The 18,499-nt window shown below is 58.1% G+C and carries 16 protein-coding genes; 14 read left to right on the plus strand and 2 right to left on the minus strand.

What is annotated here, in order from left to right:
* Positions 1-423 precede the first annotated feature (423 nt).
* The 11 genes from CKW21_RS23490 (at position 424) to CKW21_RS23540 (ending at position 11,366) form a co-directional block, all read left to right on the plus strand.
* The gene (locus CKW21_RS23490; RefSeq protein WP_095196288.1) at positions 424-1,752 is read left to right on the plus strand and encodes an OprD family porin; all 1,329 of its coding nucleotides are present in this window, start codon (positions 424-426) and stop codon (positions 1,750-1,752) included.
* Between the two features lie 383 nt (positions 1,753-2,135).
* A complete protein-coding gene (locus tag CKW21_RS23495; RefSeq protein ID WP_095196289.1) occupies positions 2,136-3,497 on the plus strand; it encodes an OprD family porin in 1,362 nt (453 codons plus the stop codon).
* A 381-nt stretch (positions 3,498-3,878) separates the two neighbouring features.
* Entirely contained in the window at positions 3,879-4,517 is a 639-nt protein-coding gene (locus CKW21_RS23500; protein WP_095196290.1) for a peroxiredoxin, read from the plus strand.
* A gap of 331 nt (positions 4,518-4,848) precedes the next feature.
* Positions 4,849-5,442, plus strand: coding sequence for an NADPH-dependent FMN reductase (gene ssuE / locus CKW21_RS23505; protein ID WP_095196291.1), 594 nt, complete (start codon positions 4,849-4,851; stop codon positions 5,440-5,442).
* 105 nt (positions 5,443-5,547) lie between these two features.
* On the plus strand, positions 5,548-6,513 hold the full coding sequence (locus tag CKW21_RS23510; RefSeq protein WP_095196292.1) for a sulfonate ABC transporter substrate-binding protein: 966 nt from the start codon (positions 5,548-5,550) through the stop codon (positions 6,511-6,513).
* 53 nt (positions 6,514-6,566) lie between these two features.
* Positions 6,567-7,715 (plus strand): FMNH2-dependent alkanesulfonate monooxygenase, encoded by a 1,149-nt coding sequence (ssuD, locus tag CKW21_RS23515; protein WP_008026018.1) that lies wholly within the window; start codon positions 6,567-6,569, stop codon positions 7,713-7,715.
* 8 nt (positions 7,716-7,723) lie between these two features.
* Positions 7,724-8,506, plus strand: a complete 783-nt coding sequence (ssuC, locus tag CKW21_RS23520; protein WP_095196293.1) for an aliphatic sulfonate ABC transporter permease SsuC — start codon at positions 7,724-7,726, stop codon at positions 8,504-8,506.
* A complete protein-coding gene (gene ssuB, locus CKW21_RS23525) occupies positions 8,503-9,309 on the plus strand; it encodes an aliphatic sulfonates ABC transporter ATP-binding protein (protein WP_095196294.1) in 807 nt (268 codons plus the stop codon). The genes ssuC and ssuB overlap by 4 nt, the downstream gene beginning before the upstream one ends.
* A 108-nt stretch (positions 9,310-9,417) precedes the next feature.
* Positions 9,418-9,633 carry a molybdopterin-binding protein gene (locus CKW21_RS23530; protein WP_007967989.1) on the plus strand — a complete coding sequence of 72 codons (216 nt, stop codon included), beginning with the start codon at positions 9,418-9,420 and terminating at the stop codon, positions 9,631-9,633.
* Between the two features lie 195 nt (positions 9,634-9,828).
* Positions 9,829-10,143: an XRE family transcriptional regulator gene (locus CKW21_RS23535; protein ID WP_095196295.1), complete on the plus strand. Its 315-nt coding sequence runs from the start codon at positions 9,829-9,831 to the stop codon at positions 10,141-10,143.
* A complete protein-coding gene (locus CKW21_RS23540; protein ID WP_095196296.1) occupies positions 10,143-11,366 on the plus strand; it encodes a type II toxin-antitoxin system HipA family toxin in 1,224 nt (407 codons plus the stop codon). The genes CKW21_RS23535 and CKW21_RS23540 overlap by 1 nt, the downstream gene beginning before the upstream one ends.
* Here CKW21_RS23540 and CKW21_RS23545 read toward each other — a convergent pair.
* A complete protein-coding gene (locus CKW21_RS23545) occupies positions 11,363-11,998 on the minus strand; it encodes a TetR/AcrR family transcriptional regulator (RefSeq protein ID WP_095196297.1) in 636 nt (211 codons plus the stop codon). The two genes, CKW21_RS23540 and CKW21_RS23545, sit on opposite strands and share 4 nt — an antisense overlap.
* Positions 11,999-12,238: 240 nt before the next feature.
* Positions 12,239-13,615, minus strand: coding sequence for a glutamine synthetase family protein (locus CKW21_RS23550; RefSeq protein WP_095196298.1), 1,377 nt, complete (start codon positions 13,613-13,615; stop codon positions 12,239-12,241).
* Between the two features lie 678 nt (positions 13,616-14,293).
* Here CKW21_RS23550 and CKW21_RS23560 point away from each other — a divergent pair.
* From CKW21_RS23560 to CKW21_RS23570, 3 genes are all read left to right on the plus strand, one after another.
* Positions 14,294-15,652, plus strand: coding sequence for a glutamine synthetase family protein (locus CKW21_RS23560; RefSeq protein ID WP_095196299.1), 1,359 nt, complete (start codon positions 14,294-14,296; stop codon positions 15,650-15,652).
* A gap of 60 nt (positions 15,653-15,712) precedes the next feature.
* Complete coding sequence (locus CKW21_RS23565) at positions 15,713-17,077, plus strand: aspartate aminotransferase family protein (protein WP_095196300.1); 1,365 nt, start codon at positions 15,713-15,715, stop codon at positions 17,075-17,077.
* 169 nt (positions 17,078-17,246) lie between these two features.
* Positions 17,247-18,359, plus strand: coding sequence for a polyamine ABC transporter substrate-binding protein (locus tag CKW21_RS23570; RefSeq protein WP_095196301.1), 1,113 nt, complete (start codon positions 17,247-17,249; stop codon positions 18,357-18,359).
* The last annotated feature ends 140 nt before the right edge of the window (positions 18,360-18,499 follow it).

The following is an 18,499-nucleotide window of genomic DNA, read 5'->3' on the forward strand; positions in this document are numbered from 1 at the left end:
TAAAATCTCCGATACATAAACTGTAACAAATGGGCCGGATAGTGCGCGTTTGGTCGGCAGGGCGTTGGCCATTTCGACAGTAATTGTTGCGGCATTGTGTCAAGGCCGGATCGATCTATAGATCGTTTGGAGAATACCCTTTAGGAATTAGCTGATCAGCCGCCGCTCTATTCTGAGCAGTCGCAGGACGGGGAGCTTAATTCCTAAACGGTATGAGAAAAGAATCCACCCATTCTTTTCAGGTTCATGACGAACTCATGACCCTGCATGGACCAAAAATCTGGGGATTAGACTATGGTCGTAGACACACATAGTTACGATTGACTTGTGAGTCACCGTCCGGCGCTAATCGCGCATCTTAGGATTTCGGGCAATGGACCCGGGACCAGGACTACAAGAATTAGAGACGAGAGGAGCTTAACAATGAACAAGTCCACCTTGGCCCTGGCCGTGGCCGTAGGGGTTTTGGCGCAGCAGGCAGGCGCCGCGGGTTTCATCGAAGACAGCAAGGCTTCCATCAGTTCGCGCACCATGTATTACAACGACGATAACCGTGATACCGGGGGTTCCGATCAGCGCGAGACCGCTCAGGGCTTCAAGTTCGATTACCTGTCTGGATTCACTCAGGGTGTCGTCGGTTTCGGTTTCGACGCCCAGGCACTGGTGGGTATCCATCTGGACGGTGGCAAGGGCCACCATCCGGACGCCAACACCTTCTTCCCAAGCGACACTGACGGTTCGGCAGTGCACGAGTGGAGCCGTGTGGGGGGGAACGTCAAGGCACGCTTCTCGAAGACCGAAGCCCACTACGGTAGCGCTCTGCAGCCAAACATGCCGATCCTGGTAGCGAACGACAGCCGTCTGCTGCCACAGACCTTTGAAGGCGGCACCATCACCTCCAAGGAAATCGACAACGTCACCTTCAACGTCGGTCAGCTGGAGCATTCGGCCGGTCGCGCCTCGTCGAACTCCACTGGCCTGGCTGTGGCTGGCGGTACCGAGGAGAGCAACAAATTCCGTTACGCCGGTGCTGACTGGAAAGTCACCAAAGACCTGATGCTGCAGTACTACTACGCGAACCTGGAAGATTACTACAAGCAGAACTTCCTCGGCCTGGTGCACGTTTACCCGATCAGTGCCAATCAGTCTTTCAAGACCGATGTTCGTTACTTCGACAGCAGTTCCGACGGCAAGAACGGTGACGCCGGTTATCGTTTCAACAACAACGGTGGTTTCGCCAAGACCCCGGGCGAGGTCGATAACAAGACCTGGAGCGCCATGTTCACCTACACCCTGGGTGGCAACGCCTTCCTGCTCGGTCATCAGCGCGTCAACGATGACGGCGGCTTCGTGTATTTGAACCAGGGCAACGTGGTTGATAGCAACGGTCGCCCTGAAGGGAACGGTGGTACCAGCTTCTACCTGTTCACCGATGCCATGATCAACGGCTTCGTTCGTGCCGGTGAAAACACCACCTTCGGCCAGTACACCTACGACTTCGCCGCTGCGGGTGTGCCAGGTCTGAAAGCGTCCGTGGCGTACTTGAAGGGTGAAAACATCAAGTCAGCTACCGGCGGTAGCGATGCATCCGAGTGGGAACGCGACATGCGGGTGGACTACACCATCCAGCAGGGCACGCTCAAAGGCCTGGGCGCAACCGTGCGTCATGGCGTCTACCGTGGCGACGCAGCCGGCCTGCCCGACAAGGACCAGACCCGTCTGATCTTCAACTACACCTACGCCTTCAAGTAAGCCGTTGCGAAAAGCCTCGTCCGCGGACGAGGCTTTTTTTCGGGTCGATTTTTATATTCCATAAATAGCGATGCTGATGATTTTTTATTCTTTTTAGATTTTATCGTGAACATCTACAGTAGGCCCACCTGACACATCAGGCCCCGCACTACCTGCTTCAGTCCTCCAAAGAAGAACACTTCAGGAATTGGTTTTTGAGCCGATACCGATGTCCCGGCTCGGGCAACTGCTGCCAATCCATATTCCATTGCGATATGAATAACTATGCGCTGATTCTTTTTGGATTTATGAAGAGGTATCCTGCGCGGCCCAAATTCAAGGATCCAGGGCGTTCGACCCCGGACCAGCAACATAAAAAATTAGAAACGATAGGAGCGAAACACATGAACAAGTCCACCCTGGCCCTGGCTGTGGCCGTAGGGGTTCTGGCGCAGCAAGCAAGCGCCGCCGGTTTCATCGAAGACAGCAAGGCTACTTTGGGGCTGCGTAACTTCTACATCAACCAGGACTTCCGTGACGGGAGTGCCGAGCCGAACAAAAACGAAGAATGGGGCCAAGGTTTCGATCTGCGTTTCACTTCCGGCTACACCCAAGGCACCGTTGGCTTCGGTATCGACGCCATCGGCCTGCTGGGTGTGCGTCTGGATTCGGGCGGCGGCACTAATGGCAACGTTAACGCCAATGGCACCTCTGGTAACGCTTATGGCGGCACTGTGTTCCCGAGCAAGTCCAACGGCGAAGCAGTTGATAACTTCTCCAGCCTGGGCCTGACAGCCAAGGCCAAGATCTCCCAGACTGAGCTGAAGCTCGGTACTTTGCAGCCGAAACTGCCGGTGATCGTGACCAACGACGGTCGTCTGCTGCCACAAACCTTCCAGGGTGGCCAGATCACCTCGGGCGATATCAAAGACCTGACACTGATCGGTGGTCAGATCGAACACGCCAAGGGTCGTAACTCCAGCAACAATGAAGAGCTGTCGATTGCCGGTGCCAACGGTCGCACGGCTGCTGGTCGCGACAGCAACAAGTTCATCTACGGTGGCGGTGACTATAAAATCACCAAAGACCTGACTGCCCAGTACTATTACGGCAATCTGGAAGACTTCTACAAACAGCACTTCCTGGGTCTGACACACAACTGGGCAATCGGGCCAGGCGTACTGAAATCCGATCTGCGCTACTTCAACAGCCGTGATGACGGTGCCAACGGTCACGATCCGTTCTACTACACCTCGGGCGACTACAACGCGCCTAATGGTAAAGGCAAGGTCGACAACAACCTGTACAGCGGCCTGTTCCTGTACACCGTTGAAGGTCACACCTTCGGTGGTGGTTATCAGGTCAGCAACGGCAGCAGCGACTTCCCGTTTCTGAACCAGGGTGATGGCTCGTCGGCCTACATCATTACTGACATGCAAATCCAGAAGTTCGCCCGTGCCGGCGAGCGCACCTGGCAGGCACGCTACTCGTTTGACTTCGCCAAGGTCGGCGTACCTGGCCTGACGGCTGGCGTGATTTACCTGCGCGGCGACGACATCGATACCGTCAACGCGTCCGGTGGACAAGCGGCTAAGGGTGCTTCCGAGTGGGAACGCGACCTGACCGTAGGCTACGTCGTCCAGTCGGGCCCGCTGAAGAACCTCGGCCTGCAGTGGAGAAACGCCATGTGGCGTACCGACCTGCCGAACACTCGCTCGCAGGACGAAAACCGCCTGATCGTCAGCTACTCGATCCCGCTGTTGTAATACTGTGGGAGCGAGCCTGCTCGCGAAGCGGTGTGTCATTGCGCTGATGTGCGGCTGACACGACGCTTTCGCGAGCAGGCTCGCTCCCACGGTGGGGAAATCGATGCAAAAAAAAGCCCCGCCCGGCATCACGCCGGTCGGGGCTTTTACGTTTTCAAGCCGGGCTCACCCCCGTAAACCCGCCTTGAAGTTCCCTCTTTTACAGCAACTCAAGGCCTTCTCGAACCTTGTGGCCGATGTTCAATGGGATATGAACTCGCGTCCAGTGAACAGATCTTTAATATTTCTTTTGGGTCTAAATAAATCGATATTTATTCTTTTTAATAGATAAAAAACGCAGGCACAGTTGAGCTCAACCAGCACTCATCAAGGAGCAGCACCATGAGCATCAGACTGGGCGATATCGCCCCCGACTTCGAACAGGATTCCAGCGCCGGCACCATCCGGTTCCATCAGTGGCTGGGCGATAGCTGGGGCGTGCTGTTTTCCCACCCGGCGGACTTCACGCCGGTATGCACCACCGAACTCGGCTTCACGGCCAAATTGAAAGATGAATTCGCCAAGCGTGGGGTCAAGGCCATCGCACTGTCCGTCGATCCGGTGGATTCGCACCACCGCTGGATCGAAGACATCAACGAAACCCAGAATACCGTCGTTAATTTCCCGATCCTCGACGACGCCGACCGCAAGGTCTCGGACCTCTACGACCTGATCCATCCCAACGCCAACGACACCCTGACCGTGCGCTCGCTGTTCGTGATCGACCCGAACAAGAAGGTGCGGCTGACCATCACCTACCCGGCGAGCACCGGCCGCAACTTCCACGAAATCCTGCGGGTGATCGACTCGCTGCAGCTCACCGACAACCACAAGGTGGCCACCCCGGCCAACTGGCAGGACGGTGACGAGGTGGTCATCGTGCCTTCGCTCAAGGATGAAGAGGAAATCAAGCAGCGCTTTCCCAAGGGGTATCGTGCGGTGAAGCCTTACTTGCGCCTGACGCCGCAACCAAACCGTTGAGTCATTGAGCCTTGTGGTGTGGCGAATGCCCCTTTCGCGAGCAGGCTCGCTCCCACAGTCGTACGCGGTCAACTGTGGGAGCGAGCCTGCTCGCGAAGACGATGGCCCAGGCGCCGCAAGTTTCAAGGTGAATTGAATCCATAAAGCAGGGGATTTCAGGCCGTTTCGACGGCCTTTTTTTTGTCTGGGAAAACCTGACAGGTATATCTCTTAAACGCATAACCAAATGAATAAATATGATTTATGGATATATTAATCAGCTGTTAAGGTCACTCCATCGAAGCGAGATCGCAAACCGCGAATCGCCAACACCGTTCAAGGAATTGTCTGAATGCTGGTCGTCTCACTCGGTGGCAGTCCCAGTCAACGCTCCCGTTCCGGGGTGCTGCTGGAGCGCTCCCAACGTTGGTTGCAAGGGCAAGGCGTGGAAGTGGTGAGTTACCAGGTGCGGGACTTCCCGGCCGAAGACTTGCTGCACGCGCGCTTCGACAGCCCGAAGGTGATCGATCTCCTGCAACAGATTGAAAACGCCGATGGCCTGCTGATCGCCACCCCGGTCTACAAAGCCTCTTTTTCCGGTGCGTTGAAAACCGTGCTGGACCTGCTGCCCGAGCGCGCTCTGGCGCACAAAGTGGTTCTACCGATGGCGACGGGAGGCAGCATCGCCCACATGCTGGCGGTGGATTACGCACTCAAGCCAGTGTTGTCGGCGTTGAAAGCCCAGGAACTGCTACAGGGGATTTTCGCGGTCGACAGCCAGATTGCTTATGGCGAAGGCAGCGCCCAGGCGCAGTTGGCTCCCGAACTGGAAGAGCGGCTGAATGAATCGCTGGAATTGTTTTTCAGTGCCATGGCGCGACGGCCCAAGCCGCTCGATCCGAATCTGTTGAATGATCGTTTGTTGAGTGCTCGTTGGAGCATTTGAGTTTCACCGAAAATTAGCCCCACCCAAAATTGATGTACTGGCCTTACTCGCCCGCCAACGGGCAAGCAGGTGCAGCCAAAACCCAACTGCAAAAAGGAGAGCGCCATGCGCCCTGTCATTTTGCGTCGTGGTCTGGTCGCTCTGTTTGCTGCGGCTGTCACCTTCGGCGCCATTACTCAAGCTCAAGCTGAAACGCTACGAATCGGCTATCAGAAATACGGCACCCTGGTGCTGCTCAAAGCCAAAGGCACCCTGGAAAAACGCCTCGCCGCCCAAGGGGTGGACGTGCAATGGACTGAATTCCCCGGCGGCCCGCAATTGCTCGAAGGCCTGAACGTCGGCTCCATCGACTTCGGTGTGACCGGCGAAACACCGCCAGTGTTCGCTCAAGCGGCAGGTGCCGATCTGCTCTACGTCGCTTACGAACCACCAGCACCCCACAGCGAAGCGATCCTGGTGCCGAAAGGCTCACCGATCAAATCGGTGGCCGAGCTCAAGGGCAAGAAAGTCGTCCTGAACAAAGGCTCCAACGTGCACTACCTGCTGGTACGCGCCCTGGAAGACGCCGGCCTCAAATACACCGATATCCAGACCGTGTTCCTGCCGCCGGCCGATGCCCGCGCCGCGTTCGAACGTGGCAGCGTCGACGCCTGGGTCATCTGGGACCCGTACCAGGCTGCCGCCGAACAGCAACTGCAAGCGCGCACCCTGCGCGATGGCCAGGGCATCGTCGACAACCATCAGTTCTACCTGGCGACCAAGCCTTACGCACAGAAAAATCCTGGGGTGATCAAGACCCTCGTGGAAGAAGTGCGTGCGGTTGGCGAATGGTCCAAGGCCAATCCTGAAGACGTGACCCAACAGGTTTCACCACTGCTCGGCTTGCCGGCGGACATCACCCTGACCTCGGTGAAACGCCAGGGCTACGGCGCGCTGTTCCTCACCCCGGAAGTGGTCGCCGCCCAACAGAAAATCGCCGACAGCTTCTACCAACTCAAGCTGATTCCGAAGCCGTTGAGCATCAAAGACGTGATCTGGACGCCGCCGGCGGCCGTTGCCAAAGCTCAGTAACCACGCCTCAGTAACCAAAGCCCAGTCACTCGATTCCCCAAGGAGACCACTCCATGAGCCTCAATATCTTCTGGTTCCTGCCTACCCACGGCGACGGCCATTACCTTGGCACCGCCGAAGGCGCTCGCGCCGTCGACCACGGTTACCTGCAACAGGTCGCGCAAGCGGCTGATCGCCTGGGTTTCGGCGGGGTGCTGATTCCGACCGGTCGTTCCTGCGAAGACTCGTGGCTGGTAGCGGCATCGCTGATTCCGGTGACCCAGCGTTTGAAATTCCTTGTCGCCCTGCGCCCCGGGATCATTTCCCCGACGGTGGCCGCGCGTCAGGCGGCGACGCTGGATCGGTTGTCTGGCGGGCGAGCATTGTTCAACCTGGTAACGGGTGGTGATCCGGAAGAATTGGCAGGCGATGGTCTGTTCCTGACCCATGAGGAGCGCTATCAGGCCTCGGTGGAATTCACCCGCATCTGGCGTCGGGTGCTGGAAGGCGAAACCGTCGATTACGACGGTCAGCACATCAGCGTGAAGGGCGCCAAGCTGCTCTATCCGCCGATCCAGCAACCGCGTCCGCCGCTGTACTTCGGTGGCTCCTCCGAAGCGGCGCAGGACTTGGCGGCAGAGCAGGTGGAAATGGTCCTGACCTGGGGCGAACCACCGGCGGCCGTGGCGGAAAAAATCGAGCAGGTGCGGGCCAAAGCCGCGAAGCTCGGTCGCACCGTTCGCTTCGGTATTCGTCTGCATGTGATCGTTCGTGAAACCAATGCTGAAGCCTGGCAAGCGGCGGATCGCCTGATCTCCCACCTGGACGACGACACCATTGCGCGCGCCCAGGCTTCGCTGGCGCGTTTCGATTCGGTCGGCCAGCAACGCATGGCCGCGCTGCACGGCGGCAGTCGCGACAACCTGGAAGTCAGCCCCAACCTGTGGGCCGGTGTCGGTCTGGTGCGTGGCGGTGCCGGTACGGCGCTGGTGGGCGATGGTCCGACCGTGGCCGCTCGCGTGAAGGAATACGCGGACCTGGGCATCGACACCTTTATCTTCTCCGGTTATCCACACCTGGAAGAGTCATATCGCGTCGCGGAGCTGTTGTTCCCGCACCTGGATATCGAACGTCCCGAGTTGCCGAAAAGCGCCGGCTACGTCAGCCCGTTTGGCGAGATGGTGGCCAACGATATTCTTCCCAAAGCCGCGTCCCAGAGCTGAGGCGCGCCATGAAGAAAATCATCCACAGCCTCGCGCCCTGGGCGTTGCCGGTATTGCTGTTGGCGGTATGGCAGTTGTCTGTGTCGGCGGGCTGGTTGTCGACGCGGATTCTGCCGGCGCCCATCGCCGTGATCGAGGCCGGTGTAAGCCTGGTGCGCAGCGGCGAGATCTGGACACACCTGGCCATCAGTGGCTGGCGGGCGGCGCTGGGTTTCGCCATCGGCGGCGGCCTCGGCCTGACCCTGGGCTTTATCACCGGCTTGTCGAAATGGGGCGAGCGCCTGCTCGACAGTTCGGTGCAAATGATCCGCAACGTGCCGCACCTGGCGCTGATTCCACTGGTGATCCTGTGGTTCGGCATCGATGAGTCGGCGAAGATTTTCCTGGTGGCGCTGGGCACGTTGTTCCCGATCTACCTCAACACCTATCACGGCATCCGCAACGTCGACCCGGCACTGGTGGAGATGTCCCGCAGTTACGGTTTGTCCGGCTTCAGTCTGTTCCGCCAAGTGATTCTGCCGGGTGCGCTGCCTTCGATTCTGGTCGGCGTGCGCTTCGCCCTGGGCTTCATGTGGTTGACGCTGATCGTCGCGGAAACCATCTCTGCAAGCTCCGGCATCGGTTATCTGGCGATGAATGCCCGTGAATTCTTGCAGACCGACGTGGTGGTGCTGGCGATTCTGATGTACGCGGTGCTCGGCAAGCTCGCTGATCTCGCGGCCCGTGGACTTGAGCGTGTGTGGCTGCGTTGGCACCCGGCCTATCAAGTCGTTAAAGGAGGTGCCGCATGACGGCTCAACAACCTCCACGCCTGCTGCGCGGGATACCGCTGGCGGTGCGCAAGTTGCAAAAAACCTTCGGTTCGCGGCAGGTGTTGCGCGAGATCGACCTGCATATTCCGGCGGGCCAATTCGTCGCGGTGGTCGGTCGTAGCGGTTGCGGCAAAAGCACCTTGCTGCGCTTGTTGGCCGGCCTCGATCAGCCTACGGGCGGTGAGTTGCTGGCCGGTTCCGCGCCGCTGAGTGAGGCGCGGGAAGACACCCGGTTGATGTTCCAGGAAGCGCGTCTGCTGCCGTGGAAAAAGATCATCGATAACGTCGGCCTCGGGCTCAAGGGCAACTGGCGGCCAAAGGCACTGGAAGCCCTGGAAGCGGTCGGTCTGGCGGACCGTGCCAACGAGTGGCCGGCGGCCTTGTCCGGAGGGCAGAAGCAGCGTGTGGCGCTGGCCCGTGCGTTGATCCATCAACCGCGCCTGCTGTTGCTCGATGAGCCCCTGGGCGCGCTGGATGCCCTGACCCGTATCGAAATGCAGCAACTGATCGAACGGCTCTGGCAGCAGCACGGCTTCACTGTGTTGCTGGTGACCCACGACGTCAGTGAAGCGGTGGCGATCGCTGATCGGGTGATCCTGATCGAAGACGGCGAAGTCGGCCTCGACCTGCACGTGGAACTGCCGCGCCCTCGGGTCCGCGGTTCCCATCGGCTGGCGGCGCTGGAAACCGAAGTCCTCAATCGCGTGCTGTCACTGCCCGGACAACCGCCGGAACCGGAACCTGTTTCACCCTTGCCTACGCAATTGCGTTGGGCGCAGTAGAGCAGCGGCAAGCTTCAAGCTACAAGCTGCAAGAAGAGGCAAATCGCTTTTTTCTTGCAGCTTGAAGCTTGCAACTTGCAGCTCATTTCGACCTCAGGAGAAATAAATATGACTATCAAAGCCATCAACGTGCGCAACCAGTTCAAAGGCTCCATCAAGGAAATCGTTCTCGGTGACGTGCTGTCGGAAATCGATGTGCAGACCGCTTCCGGCATCGTCACCTCCGTGATCACCACCCGTTCGGTAAAGGAGCTGGAATTGGCCGTGGGCAGTGAAGTGATCGCCTTCGTGAAATCCACCGAGGTGTCGATCGCCAAGTTGTAAGGCGCGTGCGGTGCACATAACCCCGGAGGGTTTGAGCCCTTCGGGGTTTTTTATATAAGGCTGCTTATAAAGCGCTTCATAGCTTATAAGGTGCGTTCTAACGCCTGTTATGTAGGTGGTTTTGATGCCGTCATTCGTTTTTACGAGGTGCTATAGTGCTTCTTAACGCGTTTTAACAGCTTCAGGATGCGCTTTATGAGCGACTTTTTCCCTCTGGAATGTGCCGATAGTCTCTATGCCATAGGCCTTATGGTCAGGCGCCGGCGCTTGCAACATAAGCAGCGGCAGAAAGATCTCGCCATGAGTCTTTCGATGTCCGAGAGAACCCTGAGGAAGATCGAAGCGGGCGATCCCTCGGTGGAGTTGCGCTCTTTCATGCTGGTGCTGTGGCATTTGGGGCTGATCCAGGAAGTGTTTCAAAACCTCCAGACCCCATCGACCTCCCTTGAGACCTTTGAACCCTCGAGCGCCAAGCGCGTGCGGCTTCCCAAAACCAGGGGGGATTTTTGATGGCCAGGGCTTACATCTACATGGAGCATCCTGAAACCGGTCAGGTGGTTACGCTTGGACGATTGATCATCAGCAATGGTGTAGGCGAGTTCACCTATGACCCTGATTACGTGGCCACGAAGGGCTGGGTGCCTGATCACATCCGATACCCGCTTCGTGCACAGCCTTTCCAGGGCATTACGAAAAATCGCGGCGTACCCGGATTCATCAACGATGCCATGCCCGACGGTTGGGGCGAGCGTGTGCTGCATGACCTGCATCGAACGGACCTGGATACGATCGACTACCTGCTCAAGTCGCCCAACAATGATCGCGCCGGGAATCTGATGGCCGGGCAATCACGGCATCCACCTGAAGGCATTGGTCAGGAAATGTTGCCGACACTCAAAGGCCTGGCCCCCTTCATCGAAGCGACCGAAGCGATTTTTGATAATCAGCTCGATGATGAAGCAATCAAGACGCTGAAACTGCGCAAACAGCGTTCATCCCTCGGCGGCGCCAGGCCCAAGAGAACATTACAGGACCAAGGTGTATTGATTCTGGTCAAACCGCGTGATCGCTATGACGCTTGTGATGTCCCGGCGCTGGAACACGCTTGCATGACGTTTGCCGCGCTCAAGGGATTGAACGTTGCAAGGACCGGGCTGTATGCCGCAGAACCCTCGACGCTGCTGGTAAAACGCTTCGATCGTCAGCCTCCCGCGGATTCCGGGCGGCGCCTGCCCATGCTGAGCGCTTTGACGTTGCTGGACGCGGAATGGAAAACCAATGATCGCAGTGCCTGGGCATATGCCGGTCTGGCCAACGAGATGAAGCGTCGTGGCGTGCCGGAAGAGGACCTGCATGAACTCTTCGTTCGCATGTGCTTCAACGCATTGGTTGGCAACGACGACGATCACCCGAAGAACCATGCGGTTCTCTGGCTTGAAAGCCGGTGGCGCTTGGCGCCGATGTATGACGTGGTGCCCGGGCTTGATGGTTCGTCCCCGCCCTATCTTTCGATGGCGGTTGGACGCCAGGGCAGAGTCATCAGCCGGGAAAACTTGCTGAGTCATTGCACGCACTTTGCACTTACACCCCAGCAGGCCGCTGATCAAATGGATGCAGTGATTGGTTGGGAAGCGGACCTTCGCCAGCATTATGCAAACATGCTGGAAGGTGCCGAGTTGGAACTGGCCCTGGCTGCAATCGGTTCATTGCGAATGCGGGCTGTGACCGTTTAAGTCGTCACTCGTTTTGGCAAATACGGTGGCAGGTACAGCCCCAGATACGCATCAAACACCCGCATCCCTTCCTCGGCCATGCGCGCCGTGATCTGCCCGTGTTGCTGCACCGAGCGCGCGTAGACGCGGTCGCCAAGTTCCATGGCCAGGGCAAACACATCGACGTCGTTCGGTAATTTAGGTAGCTCGAAGTGGTGATCGAACAGCTTGTGCATCAGGTCGCCCAGTTCGATGTCGTGCTGGCGGTCGGCCTGGGTGACTTCGGTGAGGCCATGCTGGGCGAGGATCAGTTGGCGGGCGGCGGCGTCTTCGCTGTAGATCGCCAGCATGCGTTGTTCCACCAATCGCGACAGATCACGCCAGCCGCCCAAGGCGTGATGGTCGATGGGCGCTTGCAGGCAGGCACGGAATGCCGCGTGGACATCGGCCGTCAGTGCTTCGAGCAGGGCCGGGACGCTGGCAAAAAAGTGGTAGACGGAAGAAGGCGGGATCTCGGCGCGCTCGGCGACGCTGTAGATCGACAGACTGGCCACGCCCTCGGCCGCCAGCAGCGTGCGCGCCGCATCGAGTATCGAGTCGATCCGGGCCTGGCTGCGTGCACGGGGTTTGCGAACGGTGGCGGTGCGCGTCATTGGAGTCTCCTGCGGGGCAGCGGGCATTGTACGAGCAGGCTTCTATGTTGTCTGCCAGGACGCCATCGCGGCGGTGCGACGATTCGACAAGCCCGCTCCCACAGGGTTGTGTGTTGCATATAAATTTTGAGTACGCAGATGATCCCTGTGGGAGCTGGCTTGCCAGCGATCCGCCGCAGGCGGCCATAAAAAAACGCCGCCGGCTTTTAACAGCCGGCGGCGTTTTTTCGCTACAACCGCTTAAACGGTATGCAGGTACCAGTTGTACTCAAGGTCGGAGATGGAGTGTTCGAACTCCTCCAGCTCACTCTCTTTGCACGCGACGAAGATATCGATGTATTTCGGATCGATGTACTTGGCCATGACTTCGCTGTCGTCCAGCTCACGCAAGGCATCGCGCAGGTTGTTCGGCAGGCTTTGCTCGTTCTGCTCGTAGCTGTTGCCTTCCACCGGCGCGCTCGGTTCGATCTTGTTGACCAGGCCGTGGTGCACGCCCGCCAGGACCGAAGCCATGAGCAGGTAAGGGTTGGCATCGGCGCCGGCTACACGGTGCTCCAGACGTACCGCGTCGGCGGAGCCGGTCGGTACGCGCAGGGCCACGGTACGGTTGTCCAGGCCCCAGCTCGGCGAGTTCGGCACGTAGAACTGTGCGCCGAAGCGGCGGTAGGAGTTGACGTTCGGGCAGAGGAAAGCCATCTGTGCGGGTAGGGTCTCGAGCACACCGCCGATCGCGTGACGCAGCGCGGCGTTCTGCTCGGGATCCTCACTGGCAAAAATATTCTTGCCGTCTTTGTCGAGAATCGAGATATGGACGTGCAGACCGTTACCCGCCTGGCCCGGGTAAGGCTTGGCCATGAAGGTGGTGTCCATCTCATGGTCGTAGGCGATGTTCTTGATCAGACGCTTGAGCAGGACCGCGTAGTCGCAGGCCTTGATCGGGTCGGCCACGTGGTGCAGGTTCACTTCGAACTGCGCCGGGGCACTTTCCTTGACGATGGCGTCGGCCGGGATGCCTTGTTCTTTCGCGCCTTCCAGAATGTCCTGGAGGCAGTCGACGTATTCGTCGAGGTCGTCGATCAGGTAGACCTGGGTCGAGTGCGGGCGTTTACCGGAAACCGGCGAGCGAGGCGGTTGCGGACGACCGTTCACGTTCTCCTGGTCGATCAGGTAGAACTCCAGTTCGAATGCGGCGCAGATGGTCAGGCCCATTTCGTCGAACTTGCGCACGACATTGGCCAGCACTTCGCGCGGGTCGGCGAAGAACGGCTCGCCTTCGAGTTCGTGCATGGTCATCAACAGTTGCGCGGTCGGGCGTTTCTGCCAGGGTTCATTGCACAGGGTATCGGGGATTGGATAGCAGATTCGGTCAGCATCACCGATGTCCAGGCCCAGGCCGGTGCTTTCCACCGTCGAGCCGTTGATATCCAGAGCAAATAGAGAGGCCGGCAGGTTGATGCCTTTCTCGTAAACCTTGTGGAGGCTGGTGCGTTCGATGCGCTTGCCGCGCACCACACCATTCATATCCGCAATCAGAAGGTCAACGTACAGAACCTCAGGATGTTCCTTAAGGAACGCGTTCGCTTCGTTAAGCTGAACGGCACGCGGGGGTACCGACATGATGCAACACCTTTGTTGTTAAAAATATCAATCATTGATCTTTTCAGATTCCAGTCAACCCGAACGGCCTGCCGAAGTCAAGCGAGGCCTTTTTTGCCCTAAAAAAGCGCCGTGACGGCATTTATGGGGCAGTTTGGGGCGTTTTTTTATCCATGGGGGACGCGACACCCGCAGGTTTGAGCAGGCCGTGTTGTATTTTTTACGGGGGTGTTGTGTAAAAAAATGAACAAGGCTAAGCTCGAATCAAACCCATAACAGCAATAATACCGGGGTGCTTCATGTCTCGCCTGCCGTTAATCGGCGTCACCGACTGCTCCAGGCAGAACGGTCTGCATGCTTATCACATCAGTGGCGATATCTGCTTGAGCGTTGAGGCTCCAGAGGCTTCGGACCTGTCGGTGATCCTCGCTTCCCTGGCGGATCGACCATCCCCGTCCGTTATTCTGGACGGCCTCGATGGCACACCCATTACGGTTACTCCATTCAATATAGAACCTATTCACAATAGCGGCTCGGCCATCGTGCAGGGTACCGCTCGTGATTCTGCACGCCCCATGTTTACCGGGGTGGCCAGGAAATCACGATAGCCTGTGCCAGATACGTATTTCAACGCGACGCCGATGCGTCAAACATCGCCTGACTCGCAAGGGTCGGGAAACTCAAAGCCTAGAGGCATTTATGAGTAACAACCTCGACCAGCTCACCGATTGGTTGAAAGACCACAAGATCACAGAAGTCGAATGCATGATCGCCGACTTGACCGGGATTACCCGGGGCAAGATTTCGCCGACCAACAAATTCATCGCCGAAAAAGGCATGCGTCTGCCAGAAAGCGTGCTGTTGCAGACCGTAACCGGCGATTACGTCGAAGACGACATCTATTACGAACTGCTCGACCCGGCCGACATCGACATGATCTGCCGTCCCGACCAGAACGCGGTGTACCCGGTGCCATGGGCCATCGAACCGACCGCCATCGTCATCCACGATACCTACGACAAGCAAGGCAACCCGATCGAGCTGTCGCCGCGCAACGTGCTCAAGAAGGTCCTGAAACTCTATGCCGACAAAGGCTGGCAGCCGATCGTGGCGCCGGAAATGGAGTTCTACCTGACCAAACGCAGTGACGACCCGGACTATCCGCTGCAACCACCGATCGGCCGTTCCGGGCGCCCGGAAATCGGTCGACAGTCGTTCTCCATCGAAGCGGCGAACGAATTCGATCCGCTGTTCGAAGACGTCTACGACTGGTGCGAATTGCAGGAGCTGGACCTCGACACGCTGATCCACGAGGACGGCACGGCACAGATGGAAATCAACTTCCGTCACGGTGATGCCCTGTCCCTGGCCGACCAGATTCTGGTGTTCAAGCGCACCATGCGCGAAGCCGCGCTCAAGCACGACGTGGCGGCGACCTTCATGGCCAAGCCCATGACCGGCGAGCCGGGCAGTGCGATGCACTTGCACCAGAGCATCATCGACATCGAAACCGGCAAGAACATCTTCTCCAATGAAGACGGGACCATGAGCCAGTTGTTCCTGCAGCACATCGGTGGTCTGCAGAAACTGATTCCCGAGCTGTTGCCGCTGTTTGCGCCCAACGTCAACTCGTTTCGCCGCTTCCTGCCGGACACCTCGGCCCCGGTGAACGTGGAATGGGGCGAAGAAAACCGTACCGTGGGCTTGCGGGTGCCGGATGCCGGACCGCAAAACCGTCGGGTGGAAAACCGCCTGCCGGGTGCCGATGCCAACCCGTACCTGGCGATCGCCGCGAGCCTGCTCTGCGGTTACATCGGTATGGTCGAAGGCCTGAACCCGAGTGCGCCGGTGGTGGGGCGTGGCTATGAACGCCGCAACCTGCGCCTGCCACTGACCATCGAGGATGCGCTGGAACGCATGGAAAACAGCGCCACCATCGAGAAGTACCTGGGCAAAAATTTCATCACTGGCTACGTCGCGGTCAAGCGGGCCGAGCATGAAAACTTCAAGCGCGTCATCAGTTCGTGGGAACGGGAATTCCTGCTGTTTGCCGTCTGATGCGCCGGGCGCTGCCGCTGTCGAGCGGCGCTCTCACCTGGATTTTTTAGGAGATTGGTAATGACCAGCAACAATCCGCAAACCCGTGAATGGCAAACCCTGAGCAGCGATCACCACCTGGCCCCGTTCAGCGACTTCAAGCAGCTGAAAGAGAAAGGCCCGCGGATCATCACCAACGCCAAGGGTGTCTACCTGTGGGACAGCGAAGGCAACAAGATCCTCGACGGTATGGCCGGCCTGTGGTGTGTGGCGATCGGTTACGGTCGTGATGAACTGGCCGATGCCGCCAGCAAGCAAATGCGCGAACTGCCGTATTACAACCTGTTCTTCCAGACCGCCCACCCGCCGGTGCTGGAACTGGCCAAGGCCATCGCCGACATCGCGCCAGAAGGCATGAATCACGTGTTCTTCACCGGTTCCGGTTCCGAAGGCAACGACACCATGCTGCGTATGGTTCGTCACTACTGGGCGATCAAGGGCCAGCCGAAGAAGAAAGTCATCATCAGCCGCAAGAACGGCTATCACGGTTCCACCGTGGCCGGCGCGAGTCTGGGCGGTATGACCTACATGCACGAACAGGGCGACTTGCCGATCCCGGGCATCGTCCACATTGCCCAGCCTTATTGGTTCGCCGAAGGCGGCAAAATGACCCCGGAAGAATTCGGTATCTGGGCGGCCAATCAGCTGGAAGAGAAAATTCTGGAAATCGGCGTCGATAACGTCGGTGCCTTTATTGCCGAGCCGATCCAGGGTGCCGGTGGCGTGATCATTCCGCCAGACAGCTACTGGCCGCGCATCAAGGAAATCCTCGCCAAGTACGACATCCTGTTCGTGGCTGACGAAGTGATTTGTGGTTTCGGTCGTACCGGTGAGTGGTTCGGTACCGATTTCTACGACCTCAAGCCCGACATGATGACCATCGCCAAAGGCCTGACCTCCGGCTACATCCCGATGGGTGGCCTGATCGTGCGTGATGAAGTGGTCGACGTGCTCAACGAAGGCGGTGACTTCAACCACGGTTTCACCTACTCCGGCCACCCGGTGGCGGCGGCTGTAGGCCTGGAAAACATCCGTATCCTGCGCGAGGAAAAAATTGTCGAGCGCGTCAAGGCAGAAACGGCACCGTATTTGCAGAAACGCCTGCGGGAACTGAACGATCACCCGTTGGTGGGCGAAGTTCGTGGGGTGGGTCTGTTGGGGGCCATTGAACTGGTTCAGGACAAGGCCACACGCAAGCGCTACGAAGGCAAGGGCGTCGGCATGATCTGCCGGCAGTTCTGCTTCGATAACGGGCTGATCATGCGTGCCGTGGGGGACACCATGATCATCGCGCCACCGCTGGTGATTACTCCGGCGGAAATCGATGAGCTGGTGACCAAGGCACGCAAGTGCCTGGACCTGACGCTCAGTGCATTGAAGGGCTAAGTGCTAGGCTCTGAGCGGAAGCATGAAACTTTCGCTCGGCTCAGTCATAAAGGGCGGCCTTTCCTTGAAAGACCGCCTCGGATCTTGCCAGACTAGCCGCGGTTCCAGTTGTCCGGGTTCGGCCGCTGAACAAAGTGGTTCAAAAAAGAAAAATTTGGAGCATTAACGCATGAAGGCATTAGGAAAAAAGCTTGCTGGCAAGACACTCCTCGCCATGTCCCTGATGGGCATTATGGCGGGTGCGGTTCAGGCGGACGACAAGGTGTTGCACGTCTATAACTGGTCCGACTACATCGCTCCGGACACCATCAAGAAATTCGAAACCGAATCGGGCATCAAAGTTGTCTACGACGTCTTCGACAGTAACGAAACCCTTGAAGCCAAGTTGCTGGCAGGCAAGTCCGGTTATGACATCGTTGTACCGTCGAACAACTTCCTGGCCAAGCAGATCAAGGCCGGCGTCTACCAGAAGCTGGACAAGTCCAAGTTGCCTAACTGGAAAAACCTGAACACCGACCTGCTCAAGGCCGTATCGGTCAGCGACCCGGGCAACGAGCACGCGTTCCCGTACATGTGGGGTTCGATCGGCATTGGTTTCAACGCCGAGAAGGTCAAGGCTGCACTGGGTGCCGATGCACCGACCAATTCCTGGGACCTGCTGTTCAAACCTGAAAACGCCGCGAAGTTGAAATCGTGCGGTATCAGTTTCCTCGATTCGCCAACCGAGATGATTCCGGTGGCGTTGCACTACCTGGGCTATCCAACCGACAGCCAGGACAAGAAACAACTGGCCGAAGCCGAAGCGCTGTTCCTGAAAATCCGTCCTTCGGTTGGCTACTTCCACTCGTCCAAGTACATCTCCGACCTGGCCAACGGCAACATCTGCGTGGCCGTGGGTTACTCCGGTGACATCTACCAGGCCAAGGCGCGTGCCGCCGAAGCCGGTGACAAGGTGAAAGTCAGCTACAACATTCCGAAAGAAGGTGCCGGCAGCTTCTACGACATGGTCGCCATCCCTAAAGATGCCGAAAACGTCGAAGGCGCCTACAAGTTCATGACCTTCCTGCAGAAGCCGGAAATCATGGCTGAAATCACCAACGCCGTACGCTTCCCGAACGGTAACGCGGCGGCCACGCCTCTGGTCGAAAAAGAAATCACTGATGATCCAGGCATCTATCCGCCGGCGGACGTGCTGGCCAAGCTGTACGCGATTGCCGACTTGCCGGCCGCGACCCAGCGGATCCTGACTCGCAGCTGGACCAAGATCAAATCCGGTAAGTAAGTAGTAAACCCTGTGGGAGCGAGCCTGCTCGCGAAAAAAATCGGAACGCCGCGGGGGTGTCAGGCACCACGCGTTATCGTTGACGGCCATCGCGAGCAGGCTCGCTCCCACAAGGGTCTTTATAAAGTTTGCTGGAACGG

The organism is Pseudomonas sp. Irchel 3A7 (genome assembly GCF_900187565.1).
GTDB lineage: Bacteria > Pseudomonadota > Gammaproteobacteria > Pseudomonadales > Pseudomonadaceae > Aquipseudomonas.